Below are 12589 nucleotides of genomic sequence, written 5' to 3'. Positions count from 1 at the left end.
TGAGAAGTAAGTTTCAATTGAAAACGGAGGCGAATATGTTGCATGTTTTGCAACTGGCGGGCCGGTATAGCCGGGTGAATGCATTGCGAATGCGGCAGCCGATGGGAGCGCCACGAGGCCAAGGTCGAGCGACCCCTTTTTCCCCTAAGTGGAGTAGGGAAATCCGGCTCCCGTCACCCTGAACTTGTTTCAGGGCTTCGTGAGATTGTGCGGGGCCGATGGGGGTCCTGAAATGAGTTCAGGATGACGAAGGTGGGGGTGAGGACGCACAGCACAATCTGTCACGAGCGCCCAATCCTCCCCGCCAGCGGGGAGGATCTGTTGCGGAACCAGATGACCCTGGAACGCCGCGTCTATTTGCTTTCGGTAAACACGAGCACGCCCCGCGACTGGTCAGCCGAGATTTCCGTCAATGCGAGCGAGAAGGGATCGCCTTCGTCGGTCTTGCCGGACAGGCTGGTGCCATTGCGAACCACTTCAAAATTCTTGCCGGACAGTTGCCCTTGGTACCAGTCGGCCAGCCTGTCGGTGCCAGCCGGAGCCTTGAAGCTGATCTGTACCTTGCCGCCCGCGCCTTTTTCATCTTCGATATCAAAGCCGGTGACCTGACTGCCGGGATAGAGGTCGATATTGTTCATGTCGAAATTGTCGCTGTCGAGCGTGATCGACGGCAGATCGACTTCCATCGAGAAACCGTCCGCCTTGATCGAGAATTTGCTGTCTTCGCCATCGCCGCCGATTCTTATCTTTTCGGCATCGGGCTTGCTCTCGTCGCTGATGTCGATGGAAATCCCCGACCCGTTGGAGGACCCCTCTTCATCCTTGCTGCAAGCGGACAAGGCCAGCGGCAGGGCCGCGACCAGGATCAGATATTTTGAAGCCATGCGAAAATCTCCCGACTGTATTGCATCAATAATACAGTCGGGCGCGCCAGGCGTCAAGCGGCAAAATCCGGTCAGGCGTCGATCGATGCCGCCGGGTTGGCCGCATTGACAATACCGCCGTCAACCGGGATCGTCGTGCCCACGACATAATCACCAGCCGAACTGGCGAGAAACACAGCCGCTGCGGCCATGTCCTTGGAACGGCCGATGCGTTTCGCCGGGATGCCCTTCTCGACCGCATTTTCATGGTCGCGGGCGGCCTTGTTCATAGACGATGCGAAGGCACCGGGCGCGATGCCGGTCATGATGATATCTTCCTGCACCAGCTTCGATGCCATCTTGCGAGTGAGATGGATGACCGCCGCCTTGGAAGCCTGATAGCTGTAGGTTTCCCACGGATTGACCTTCAGCCCGTCAATCGAGGCGATGTTGATGACCTTGGCCGGGCGCTCGAAGCTGGCCGCTGCTTTCAATTGCGGATGCAGCGCCTGGGTCAGGAAGAACAGGCCCTTGACGTTGGTGTCCATGACCTTGTCCCAGCCGGATTCCGGAAAGGAGAGATATTCCTCGCCCCACGCCACACCGGCATTGTTGACCAGGATGTCCAGCTTGTCCTCGCGCGAGGCAATCTCGGCGGCCAGCGCCTTGCAGCCTTCATAGGTCGAGATATCGCCCTGGATATAGGTGCATTGATCGCCAAATTCGGCGGCAGCGGCTTCGCCCTGGTCCGCCTTGCGGCCGGAGATATAGACTTTCGCCCCCTGAGCCAGAAATCCTTCGGTGATCATCGCGCCGATACCGCGCTGACCGCCGGTTACCAGAGCGACGCGGCCTTCGAGCGAGAAAAGCTTGTTAAAATCCATCAGAAAATTCCTTTAATAGCCGTGCATTTCAGCGACGAGATTGGTGTGATAATTCACATCGCCCATGAATTCCTGCAGCGCGCGGTCGCGCTTCATATAGAGGCCGATATCATATTCGTCGGTCATGCCAACGCCGCCGTGCATCTGGACGCCTTCCCTGACCGAAAGCGCCGTGGCCTTGCCCGCCTTGGCCTTGGCGACCGAGACCATCAGCTCCGCTTTGGACGAGCCTTCGTCCAGCATCTGCTGCGCTTTCAATACCGTTGCCCGGGCGATTTCCATTTCGCTGTAGAGATGCGAGATCCGGTGCTGCAGCGCCTGGAACGAGCCGATCAATGTACCGAACTGGCTGCGGCCCTTGATATAGTCGACGGTGATATCCATCGAACCCGCGCCCACGCCCAGTGTTTCGGCAGCGGCACCGGAGCGGCCGGCATTGAGCAGCCGCCGCAAGACCGCGTCGCCTTCGTCGACTTCGCCGATCACCGCGTCGGCATCGACCAGCACACCGTCGAACTGGAGATGCGCCGCCATCGCACTGTCGACCAGGCGGGCGCTGTCTCTCGAGAGGCCCGCTGCCGTCGCATCGACCGCAAACAGCGTCAGTCCCTTGTCGTCGCCTGCTGCACCGCTGGTTCGCGCGGCAACGATCAGCATGTCGGCCGAGCCGCCCTGCACAACGAATTGTTTCTTGCCATCAAGCTTGAAGCCATTGCCCTCGCGGGTCGCGGCCATGCTGATCTGGTCCGGGCGGTGCTTCGGCCCCTCGTCGACCGCCAGCGCCAGCACGGTTTCACCGGCCAATATGCCCGGGAAATATTTGTCGCGCAGCGCCTGGCCGCCTGCATTGAGCGCTTCCACACCGGCGACCGCAGTGGTCAGAAATGGTGACGGCGTCAGATTGCGGCCGATTTCTTCGAGCACCACGCCGGCCTCGACATGGCCCATGCCCAGCCCGCCTTCTTCCTCGCCGATCAGGATGCCGGTAAAGCCCATTTCCGCGAACTGCTTCCAAAGAGCGTGCGAGAAGCCGTCCTTGCATTGCTTGTCCCGAAATTCGCGCAGATGCGCAACCGGCGCCTCGCCTTTCATGAATTCGGCGGCGCTGTCGTGCAGCATCTGCTGGTCTTCGTTCAGATATAATGGCATTTTCTCATCCTGTTCCTTGCGTCATTTCCGGACTTGATCCGGAACCCAGCGTCAAACCCGCAATAATTTCCATTGTCGGTCTGGAACCCGGATCTGGTCCGGGATGACGGTCTTCCTCCAAAAGCCTTGTCGATCAGCAGCTATGCGCCGGGCAGATGCAATATCTGCTTCGATACGACGTTCAGCATCACCTCGCTGGTGCCGCCTTCGATACTGTTCGCCTTGGTCCGCAGCCAGCTGCGCGCGGTCAGCCCGCCGTTACTGGCATCGCTTTCCCACTCGAGCACTTCGCTGCCGCCAGCGGCCATGATCAGCTCGTAGCGGCGCTTGTTGATTTCGGTGCCGGCATATTTCATCATATTGGGCTGCGCCGGATGACAGAGACCGGCCTTGAACGTGTCGCCAAAGCGCTCCGCCATCGCCCGGAAGGCGAGCACGTCGATGTCCATCTCCGCCATTTGCGCGCGCAGCATCGGATCGTCGAGCCGGCCCATTTCATCGCGGCCATATTGATCGGCAAATTTCGCACCGAGCGAGGTCGAACCTTCGGAGCCGCCGCCGGAAATCATGCTGCGCTCGTGGCCGAGCAGATATTTGGCGACATCCCAGCCCTTGTTGACCTCATAGACCACCGAGGACACGCCATCGGCATATTCCTTCGGCACCTTCACATCGTCGAAAAATGTCTCGCAGAAGGCCGACTGGCCGGAGATCAGCACGATCGGCTTGGTCGATACGCCTTCATTGGCCATGTCGAACAGCATGAAGGTAATGCCCTTGTGCTTCTCATTCTTGTCGGTCCGCGTCAGGCAGAAGATCCAGTCGGCCTTGTCGGCGTAGCTGGTCCAGATTTTCTGGCCGTTGACCAGAAAATGATCACCCTGGTCTACCGCGCTGGTCTGCAGCGAAGCCAGATCAGAACCGGACCCCGGTTCGGAATAGCCCTGGCACCAGCGGATTTCGCCGCGCGCAATCGGCGGCAGGAAATGCTTTTTCTGCGCCTCTGTACCGAAGTGCAGCAGCGCGGGGCCGAGCATCCAGATACCAAAGCTCGACAGCGGCGAGCGGCATTTGAGCCGCGCCATTTCCTGTCCGAGAATTTTCGCTTCGGCCCGCGACAGTCCGCCGCCGCCATATTCTTTCGGCCAGTCCGGCACCGTCCAGCCCTTGGCGGCCATGACTTCGAGCCATTCTTTTTGCCCCGGCTTGAAGGTCGGATTGCGCCCGCCCCAGACGGCGTCGCTTTCATCGACCATCGGCTGGCGCATCTCCGGCGGACAATTGGCTTCCAGCCAGGCCGCCGTCTCGGCGCGGAATGTTTCCAGGTCAGACATCACGAAATTCCTTTTAATTGCTCAATTAAAGTTGGACTATCATATTTGCGATGAACGATTCAATGATTCCCTTGGCCGAATGCCGAAAATAATCGGGTCATCGAGCGCAAGAATTTTTCCTGCCCGGCCAGTCTTCTGAATTCCGTAACGGAAACCGGCCTGGCCAGCACAAGTGATTGACGATCAAAAGCTTCACCGCTTTAATGAATAAAAAAAAGGAAGCCAAGAGGATGCGATTTGCAGGCAAGACCGTGGTCATAACCGGTGGATCATCGGGCATTGGACGCGGCAGCGTCGAACTTTTTCTGCGCGAGGGTGCCACCGTCGTCATGGGCGACATCGACGAAGCACAAGGCACCGCGATGATGTCGTCTCTCGGCGACAGCTTTCTGTTCAAAAAATGCGATGTCACTCAGGAGAGCGAAGTCAAGGCGCTGATGGACTTTGCTGCGGAACAGACCGGAGGCATTGATGTCGTGTTCAACAATGCCGGTGCCGGCGGCCCGCGCGATGCGATAGACGAGATCAGCGGCGATGACTGGGACTTTGCCATGGCGCTGTTGCTGAAATCGGTTGCCATGGGTATCCGACATGCCGCGCCTCATCTCAAGAAGCGCGGCGGCGGGGCGATTGTCAATACTGCCTCCGTCTGTGCCTTTCAGGCAGGCTATGGCCCGATCGCCTATTCCACGGCCAAGGCCGGCGTATTGCATCTGACCAAGATCGCTGCAGCCGAGCTGGCCCAGTATAAAATCCGAGTGAATGCCATATGTCCCGGATTTATCCAGACCAATATTTTTGCGGCGACCGTCGGTGCCAATGAAGATGAGGCCCGGGAGATAAATGCATTTCTCGGCCAGGCCGCAGCGGGCGTGCAGCCCGTTGCCCGTCCCGGAGTCCCCGGCGATATTGCCGAAGCAGCGGCCTATCTGGCCTCGGACGCGGCAGGCTTTGTTACCGGCACGCATTTGCTGGTGGACGGCGGCCTGCTGGTTGGCACCCAGGCCAGCTGGAATCCGGAGATACCCGGCATGCTGGATGCGATCTTGCCGGAGCATCTGCGTTGACGGAAACTTCGGACAAGCTGCCGCTCAGAACCAAGATACTCTATGGCTTCGGCGCCTCGGCTTACGGGATCAAGGACAACGGCTTTTCGGTCTTCCTGCTCTATTACTACAATCAGGTCGTTGGCATGCGCGCCGATGTCGTCAGTCTGGCGATTGCGATCGCCCTGTTTGTCGATGCCTTCATCGATCCGCTGATCGGCCAGATGACCGATCGGACCAGAACCCCGATCGGCCGGCGGCACCCGTGGCTCTATGGCGCGGCCATTCCGATCGCGATCGCCTGGCTTTTGCTGTGGCACCCGCCGGAGGCCAGTGCCGCGGTGCAGTTTTTCTATCTGCTGACGATGGCGATGCTGGTCCGGATCACCTTGTCCGCCTATGAAGTGCCCTCGCTTGCCTTGCTGCCGGAACTCAGCCGGGATTATCACGATCGGACCAGCACCCTGCGCTATCGCACCCTGTTCGGCTGGGCGAGCGGGCTTGGCATCATGATATTGGCTTATGGCGTCTTGCTTGTACCGAGTGAAAAATATCCTGTCGGACTGCTCAACGTCGATGGCTATTCGACTTTCGCCATCATCGGCGCCGGCGTCATGGCGATTGCCGTTCTGGTGTCGGCGCTCAGCACGCACAGGCGGATGGTCGGGCAATATAAAGCCGAGAGCAGCCCGCCGGAAACCGCCGAAGGCTTCTCGCAAATGCTGTCCGCCTTTCGCTTCAAGCCTTTCATGTTGCTGATGTTCGCTGGCGTTTTTGCCTTCACCAATCAGGGACTGACCTTCGCGATGACTCCCTATCTGCTCACCCATGTATGGGAATTTGGTTCTGCGGAACTGACTCTCTATTCCGCCGTTCTTTTCATCGGCGTGCTGCTGGCCTTCCTGCTGGTGACGCCGATTTCCAGACGGACCGGAAAACCCAACGGTGCCGCTTTCCTGACGCTGTTTGCGGTGGTCATGGGCACTGCACCCTACTGGCTGCGCATGGTCGACCTGTTTCCCGAGCCCGGCTCCCCCGCGCTCATTCCCATCCTGTTTATCCTGCTGGTCATCGCAATTGGCGCGAGCATCTCCGCGATGATCCTGACCATGTCGATGATGGCGGACGTTGCCGATGCCTATACATATGAGGTCGGCAAACGGACCGAAGGCCTGTTCTCTTCCGGCATGTGGTTCATGCAGAAAATGGTCGGCGGCATGGGTATTTTGCTGTCCGGTTTGATTATTTCCTTCATCCAGTTGCCCGCACAAGCAATTCCCGGGAGCGTAGATCCGGCAATTGTCGACAATCTGGCGCTGATTTTCGTGTCGATTTTGACCGTGGTCGGAATTGCCGGTACATGGGCCTACACGCTCTTTCCGCTGAGCGAGCGGGACCATGGCGAGCGCATATCGAAGCAGGTTGCGACAATGCCGAAAGTCAAATGACGGTAGCAAAATCAAAAACTCTTTCGGCCTAGCGCTTTCGCTGTGGCAAAGCAGGGCTGCCTCTGATAAGTTAATCGCATAGTTAAATTATAAGAACTAAGAAAAGGACTTGGGAATGGATTTCGATCTCACCGAAAAGCAGGAATATTGGCGCAACCGGGTGCGCGAGCATATCGAGAATCATCTGCGCCCCCGCGTAGCGGATTTCCATGAAGAAGAATCAACCGGCGAACGCTGGAAGGTCCTGCAGGTGGTCGAGGAAGAGAAAAAGAAAGCCAAGGAAGCCGGTATCTGGAACCTGTTCATGCCGCCCTCCAACCCGAACCTTCCGCATATCGACGACAGTTTTGAATTTGAAGGCCCTGGCCTGACCAACCTGGAATATGCCCTGTGCGCCGAAGAAATGGGCCGCGTCGGCTTTTCCTCCGAAGTGTTCAACTGTTCCGCTCCCGACACCGGCAATATGGAAGTGTTCCACCGTTACGGTACGCTGGAGCAGAAGGAGCAATATCTGCGTCCGCTGATGAACGGCGAAATCCGCTCTGCCTTCCTTATGACCGAACCGGACGTTGCGTCTTCCGACGCGACCAATATCGAAACCGCGATTGTCCGCGACGGCGATGAATATGTCATCAACGGTCGCAAATGGTGGTCCTCCGGTCTCGGTGACCCGCGCTGCAAGATCGCGATCGTCATGGGCAAGACCAGTTTCGAGGGCAGCCGCTACACCCAGCAGTCCCAGATTCTGATGCCGACCGACGCCCCCGGCGTTAACGTCATCCGTCACCTGCCGGTCTTCGGCTATGACGATGCCCCGCACGGCCATATGGAAGTCGAAATGAAGGACGTGCGCGTTCCGGCGGAAAATATCATCCTTGGTGAAGGCCGGGGTTTTGAAATCGCCCAGGGTCGCCTCGGACCCGGCCGCATCCATCACTGCATGCGGACCATTGGCGTCGCCGAGGAAGCGCTCGAGAAAATGGTCAAGCGGCTGCAGTCGCGCATCGCTTTCGGCAAGCGCATTTCCGAGCACAGCGTCTGGGACGAGCGCGTAGCCCGCGCCCGCATCGACATCGACATGAGCCGCCTGCTCTGCCTGAATGCCGCGGACATGATGGACAAGGTCGGCAACAAATATGCCAAGGCGGAAATCGCGATGATCAAGGTTCAGGCTCCCAATATGGCGCTGAAGATCATCGATGACGCGATCCAGGCGCATGGCGGCGGCGGTGTTTCCAATGACTTTGGTCTGGCCAGCGCTTATGCGCACCAGCGCACTCTGCGCCTCGCCGATGGCCCGGACGAAGTGCACAACCGCACCATCGCCAGGATGGAATATGGCAAATATGCCGAAACCGCCGACGGCAGCAAGATGAAGGAAGATTTCTCGTCCGGTGATCTCGCTGTCACGCGCTAGGAGCAGATAATGAAGGCAGCTGTACTGGTCGAAACGGGCAAACCGCTCGTTATCGAAGACGTGCTTATCTCCAAACCGGGACCGCATGAAGTGTTGATCCGGACGGCGGCCTGCGGGCTGTGCCATTCGGATCTGCATTTTATCGACGGCAGCTATCCGCATCCCCTGCCCGCCATTCCAGGGCATGAGGCAGCGGGTATTGTCGAGGCGATCGGCAGCGAAGTCCGCACCGTTGCGGTCGGCGATGCCGTGGTCTCGTGCCTGTCCGCCTATTGCGGCCATTGCGAGTTCTGCGTGTCGGGCCGCATGTCCCTGTGCCTCGGCGCCGATACAAGGCGCAGCGCCGATCAGCCACCGCGGCTCACCCGGCCGGACGGAACGACCGTCGGACAGATGCTCAATCTCTCCGCCTTTGCCGAGCAGATGCTGATCCACGAACATGCCTGCGTGCGGATCGATCCGGACATGCCGCTGGATCGGGCGGCGGTGATCGGCTGTGCCGTGACCACCGGCGCCGGGACCATCTTCAACGCGTGCAAGCTGACCCCGGGAGAAACCGTCGCCGTCGTCGGCTGTGGCGGTGTCGGCCTGGCGACGATCAACGCCGCCAAGATTGCCGGCGCCGGCCGGATCATTGCCGCAGACCCGATCAAGGAGAAACGCGACCTGGCGATCAAGCTTGGCGCGACCGATGTGATCGATGCGTCAGCGGAGGATGCGGCCGCGCAAATCCTTGAACTCACCAAGGGCGGCGTCGATCATGCGATCGAAGCCGTGGGCCGTCCGGCATCGGGCGATCTCGCCGTCGGCTCGCTCAAGCGCGGGGGCACCGCCACCATCCTCGGCATGATGCCGCTCGATCATAAAGTCGGCCTGAGCGCGATGGATCTGCTCTCCGGCAAGAAATTGCAGGGCGTGCTGATGGGAGCAAATCGCTTCCCGGTTGATATCCCGCGTCTGGTCGACTTTTATATGCGGGGACTGCTCGATTTGGATAGTATTGTCGCCGAAACAATTCCGCTTGAACAGATCAATGACGGTTTTGAGAAAATGAAAAAAGGTGATGCGGCCCGGTCCGTGATTGTCTTCAGTTAAAGGAAGAGGGACTTCCATGAATCCACAGGAAGATATGACCGGTACAATGGACGTGCCGGAGAAGGACAAGCTCGACGAAGCTGCCCTGCAGAAATGGATGGAGGCGAATGTCGAAGGCTTTGCCGGACCACTCACGCTGAGCAAGTTCAAGGGCGGCCAGTCCAACCCGACCTACAAGATTGAAACACCGACGACCGCTTATGTCCTGCGCAAGAAACCCAAGGGCAAGCTGCTGCCCTCGGCCCATGCGGTCGACCGCGAGTTCCGGGTCATTGCCGGACTCCATCCGGCCGGCTTTCCCGTCGCCAGGCCCTATGGCTTGTGTGAGGACGACAGCGTCATCGGCACGATGTTCTACATCATGGGCATGGCCGACGGCCGGACCTTCTGGGACGGCACGCTGCCGGACAGCAACCCCGACGAACGCAAGGCCATCTATTTCGAGATGATCGATACGCTGGCCCTGCTGCACAGCTATGATCCGGACGAACTGGGTCTGGAAAAGCATGGCAAGCCCGGCAATTATTGCGAGCGCCAGATTTCCCGCTGGACCCAGCAATATCGATTGTCCGAATTGCAGACGATCCCGGAGATGGACAGGCTGATCGAATGGCTGACCAAGACCATCCCGGAGCAGAAAAGCTTTGGCATCGTCCACGGCGACTACCGGCTCGACAATATGATCTTTGCCCATGACAAGCCCAAGGTCATCGCCGTGCTCGACTGGGAATTGTCGACCCTTGGCGATCCGATTGCCGATTTTGCCTATTGGCTGATGGCCTATGAAATGGAGCCCGAGGGCCGCAGCGGCCTGAAGGGTGTCGACCTGGCCGCGCTCGGCATCCCTTCCCGCGAGCAGGCCATCGCCCGCTATTGCGAAAAATCCGGCATGGCAGAGCTGCCGCCGATGGACTGGTATCTGGCCTATAATCTTTTCCGCATTGCTGCTATTCTGCAAGGCATTCAGAAACGGGTGGCCGATGGCACCGCCAATAGCGCCGCGGCCGCCGAAATGTCGGACCGGGTGACCCCATTGGCACAGGCCGGATGGGAAGCCGCACAACGCGCAGGAGCCTAATATGGATCTCAAGGACAAAGTCGCCATCATCACCGGCGCCGGCAGCGGTATCGGCCGCGCGGCGGCTCTGTTGTTCGCCGAACATGGCGCGAAGGTGATTGCCAGCGACGTCACCGGTGCGGTCGAGGACACGGCGAAAGGCTCGGAAGGCAATATCATCGCGATCAGGGCCGATGCCGGATCGGAAGGCGATGTCGAGATGCTGGTCGAGGCAGCGGAACAGCGCTTTGGCGACCTGCATGTGTTCTTCGCCAACGCCGGGATCGGCGGCGGCTTCGAGGGAATTTTCGACAGCAGCGTCGCCGAATGGCAGGAAGTGCTGCGGGTCAATCTGATCGGACCGTTTCTTGCCTGTAAATATGCCGGCAAGGTGATCGCCGAAAGCAAGCATGGCGGCTCGATCATCTGCACCGCCAGCGTGGCCGGGATCCGGTCCGGCGCGGGTGGCCCTGCCTATTCGGCCTCAAAAGCGGGCGTGATCAATCTGGTCAAGGTCGCGTCCCAGCAATTTGCGACCTCCAATGTCCGCTGCAACGCAATCTGTCCCGGCATCACCGAGACCGGCATGACGCAATTCATCTATGACAAGGCCCGGGAAAAGGGCAAGGAAGACCGGCTCGGCTATCTCAACCCGCTGCGCCGCGGGGCTTCGCCGATGGAAATGGCAGAAGTCGCGCTGTTCCTCGCCTCCGATCGCTCATCCTATGTCAACGGCCAGGCGATTGCCGTCGACGGGGGCCTGAGCGCATCGCACCCGGTCACCCGTCAGGAATTCGGCCGCACCGCGGTCTAGGATCAGCGGCTAGTTCGCAAAGCCGAGATCGCCGTCTCCGATCTGGACGAAATCGACGCGGCCATCACGGGCTCCGCAGAGAAAACTGCGCTCAGCGCTGTTCGACAACTCGCCTTCGACTCGCCAGCCTTCGCCATCGCGAACCACCGAATGCACGGAAGAAACGCGCGCATCGATGCCTGCCTGCCGTTCGGCCGCATCGGAACAGATGTTTATCGCCGATTCCATGTCGCCGGTTCCCCGGTCATAGCGGCTGTCCTCATAACGGCTGTCATAACGATTATCGGTGGCCCGATCATCATAGGACTGGTTCTGGCTGGGATAGTCGCGCTCTTGATAGCGGCGGTCATTCTGATTTTTGGAGGCGGCGCTGGCAATCGCGGCGATGCCGCCAATCACCAATATGCCCGCCAATATGTCGCCACCGTCGATCCCGTTGCCATGGCGGCGGTGGCCCCGATAACCCCGGTAACCCCGATAGTTCCGGTCACTGCGCCAGCCTTCGACAGTCTCGCCTTGCGGGCTCCAGCCCAGTAGAGCCGCATCAACAGGTGTAGCGATCACGGCACCGCTGGCCATTGGCGCGGCCATGGCCGGAGACAATCCGGTAAATATCATGGCAGTAGAGGCGGCTAGAGCACAAAATCTGGTCATCCTGGTCATTTGAAAAACCCCTGTCTGGTGCAGATCCTGTACCCCAAAATCTGCCGGTGAAACAAATATAGTTGGTCCAGCCTGTCACCAGGCTGAACCAATATTTCTCGTTCGATTACAGGCCTGACCTGTTAGCGGCGGGCATAGCGGAGGCCGCTATACTGCACGTTGCTGACCCGGTTGCCTTCGATAAAGCAGGTAAAATTGCCCTTGTCGGTGTAACCGGACCGCTGATAGCGGCTGCGGCCCTGTTCGACCAATATCCGGCCCTTGACCCGATAGCCATAGCGCGTCCGGTCAATATCGCGGATGTCGGTTACATTGGCCCGGCCATAATTGGCGGCACCTCTTTCAGCCGCACGAACACAGCGGTTCACCGCCTGACGCTGACCGATTTGGCGGTAGCCGTTGCCAAAGCGGCTTTCCGAATAACGGTCATTGCCGTAACGGTCGTTACCGTAGCGGTCGTTGTTGTAGCGGTCGCCGCGATAATCATTGTCCCGATATCCCCGGTTGTTGTTGCCGGAGCTGGCAATGGCGGCAATGGCGCTGACAATCGCTACACCAGCGATAATCTCGCCAGCGCTCGGGCCGCCGTGATCCCGGCCGTCCCGGGCCATTGCGGGGGTTGCAGAAACGGCCATTGCAGCAGCAGCAGCGGTTCCAACAAGAGCTTTGTTTAACTTGTTCATGTCCACTTTCCTTTCACACTGCCCGAAACCTTTTCCCGAGCTTGCAAAGCCCTTCTAGATGATTCGGCTTGAGTGGAGACTGAACTGACTCGACAGCTATCGTTCATGTTATAGGCCATTTACATGAACGAAAGGC

General features: G+C 59.1%; 12 protein-coding genes. 6 read left to right on the top strand and 6 right to left on the bottom strand.

Translation table 11 applies throughout. From position 1 onward, the window contains the following. Positions 1-353: 353 nt before the first annotated feature. The 4 genes from ACEW8J_RS00435 to ACEW8J_RS00420 all read right to left on the bottom strand — a co-directional run bounded on the left by ACEW8J_RS00435 (position 354) and on the right by ACEW8J_RS00420 (position 4230). Positions 354-884 (bottom strand): hypothetical protein, encoded by a 531-nt coding sequence (locus ACEW8J_RS00435; RefSeq protein WP_373489659.1) that lies wholly within the window; start codon positions 882-884, stop codon positions 354-356. 71 nt (positions 885-955) lie between these two features. Then, positions 956-1747, bottom strand: coding sequence for an SDR family oxidoreductase (locus ACEW8J_RS00430; protein WP_373489658.1), 792 nt, complete (start codon positions 1745-1747; stop codon positions 956-958). A 12-nt stretch (positions 1748-1759) separates the two neighbouring features. Then, positions 1760-2896: an acyl-CoA dehydrogenase family protein gene (locus tag ACEW8J_RS00425; protein WP_373489657.1), complete on the bottom strand. Its 1137-nt coding sequence runs from the start codon at positions 2894-2896 to the stop codon at positions 1760-1762. 140 nt (positions 2897-3036) lie between these two features. Further along, the gene (locus ACEW8J_RS00420; protein WP_373489656.1) at positions 3037-4230 is read right to left on the bottom strand and encodes an acyl-CoA dehydrogenase family protein; all 1194 of its coding nucleotides are present in this window, start codon (positions 4228-4230) and stop codon (positions 3037-3039) included. A gap of 230 nt (positions 4231-4460) precedes the next feature. On the opposite strand from ACEW8J_RS00420, the gene ACEW8J_RS00415 reads away from it, so the two are divergent. The 6 genes from ACEW8J_RS00415 to ACEW8J_RS00390 all read left to right on the top strand — a co-directional run bounded on the left by ACEW8J_RS00415 (position 4461) and on the right by ACEW8J_RS00390 (position 11107). Further along, positions 4461-5297, top strand: coding sequence for an SDR family NAD(P)-dependent oxidoreductase (locus ACEW8J_RS00415; RefSeq protein ID WP_373489655.1), 837 nt, complete (start codon positions 4461-4463; stop codon positions 5295-5297). After that, positions 5294-6724: an MFS transporter gene (locus ACEW8J_RS00410; protein WP_373489654.1), complete on the top strand. Its 1431-nt coding sequence runs from the start codon at positions 5294-5296 to the stop codon at positions 6722-6724. The genes ACEW8J_RS00415 and ACEW8J_RS00410 overlap by 4 nt, the downstream gene beginning before the upstream one ends. Before the next feature lie 115 nt (positions 6725-6839). After that, entirely contained in the window at positions 6840-8141 is a 1302-nt protein-coding gene (locus ACEW8J_RS00405) for an acyl-CoA dehydrogenase family protein (RefSeq protein WP_373489653.1), read from the top strand. A 9-nt stretch (positions 8142-8150) separates the two neighbouring features. Next, entirely contained in the window at positions 8151-9236 is a 1086-nt protein-coding gene (locus ACEW8J_RS00400) for a Zn-dependent alcohol dehydrogenase (protein ID WP_373489652.1), read from the top strand. Positions 9237-9270: 34 nt separating this feature from the next. Continuing rightward, the gene (locus ACEW8J_RS00395) at positions 9271-10314 is read left to right on the top strand and encodes a phosphotransferase family protein (RefSeq protein WP_373489651.1); all 1044 of its coding nucleotides are present in this window, start codon (positions 9271-9273) and stop codon (positions 10312-10314) included. A 1-nt stretch (position 10315) separates the two neighbouring features. Then, positions 10316-11107 (top strand): SDR family NAD(P)-dependent oxidoreductase, encoded by a 792-nt coding sequence (locus ACEW8J_RS00390; protein ID WP_373489650.1) that lies wholly within the window; start codon positions 10316-10318, stop codon positions 11105-11107. Positions 11108-11116: 9 nt separating this feature from the next. On the opposite strand, the gene ACEW8J_RS00385 is transcribed toward ACEW8J_RS00390, so the two are convergent. Together ACEW8J_RS00385 and ACEW8J_RS00380 are read right to left on the bottom strand one after the other, a co-directional pair. Next, entirely contained in the window at positions 11117-11770 is a 654-nt protein-coding gene (locus ACEW8J_RS00385; RefSeq protein ID WP_373489649.1) for a hypothetical protein, read from the bottom strand. 122 nt (positions 11771-11892) lie between these two features. After that, positions 11893-12453: a hypothetical protein gene (locus tag ACEW8J_RS00380; protein WP_373489648.1), complete on the bottom strand. Its 561-nt coding sequence runs from the start codon at positions 12451-12453 to the stop codon at positions 11893-11895. Positions 12454-12589 lie beyond the last annotated feature (136 nt).

Source organism: Parasphingorhabdus sp., from assembly GCF_041748495.1.
Lineage (GTDB): Bacteria > Pseudomonadota > Alphaproteobacteria > Sphingomonadales > Sphingomonadaceae > Parasphingorhabdus.
Note: the sequence above shows the minus strand (reverse complement) of the source record. Positions and strands in the feature narration are given on the sequence as shown.

Bases quoted from the DNA above. Each gene is read 5' to 3' on its own strand.
- ACEW8J_RS00395 (WP_373489651.1), top strand. From the start codon at position 9,271: ATGACCGGTACAATGGACGTGCCGGAGAAGGACAAGCTCGACGAAGCT.
- ACEW8J_RS00380 (WP_373489648.1), bottom strand. From the start codon at position 12,453: ATGAACAAGTTAAACAAAGCTCTTGTTGGAACCGCTGCTGCTGCTGCA.
- ACEW8J_RS00390 (WP_373489650.1), top strand. From the start codon at position 10,316: ATGGATCTCAAGGACAAAGTCGCCATCATCACCGGCGCCGGCAGCGGT.
- ACEW8J_RS00415 (WP_373489655.1), top strand. From the start codon at position 4,461: ATGCGATTTGCAGGCAAGACCGTGGTCATAACCGGTGGATCATCGGGC.
- ACEW8J_RS00405 (WP_373489653.1), top strand. From the start codon at position 6,840: ATGGATTTCGATCTCACCGAAAAGCAGGAATATTGGCGCAACCGGGTG.
- ACEW8J_RS00430 (WP_373489658.1), bottom strand. From the start codon at position 1,747: ATGGATTTTAACAAGCTTTTCTCGCTCGAAGGCCGCGTCGCTCTGGTA.
- ACEW8J_RS00385 (WP_373489649.1), bottom strand. From the start codon at position 11,770: ATGACCAGGATGACCAGATTTTGTGCTCTAGCCGCCTCTACTGCCATG.
- ACEW8J_RS00435 (WP_373489659.1), bottom strand. From the start codon at position 884: ATGGCTTCAAAATATCTGATCCTGGTCGCGGCCCTGCCGCTGGCCTTG.
- ACEW8J_RS00425 (WP_373489657.1), bottom strand. From the start codon at position 2,896: ATGCCATTATATCTGAACGAAGACCAGCAGATGCTGCACGACAGCGCC.
- ACEW8J_RS00420 (WP_373489656.1), bottom strand. From the start codon at position 4,230: ATGTCTGACCTGGAAACATTCCGCGCCGAGACGGCGGCCTGGCTGGAA.
- ACEW8J_RS00400 (WP_373489652.1), top strand. From the start codon at position 8,151: ATGAAGGCAGCTGTACTGGTCGAAACGGGCAAACCGCTCGTTATCGAA.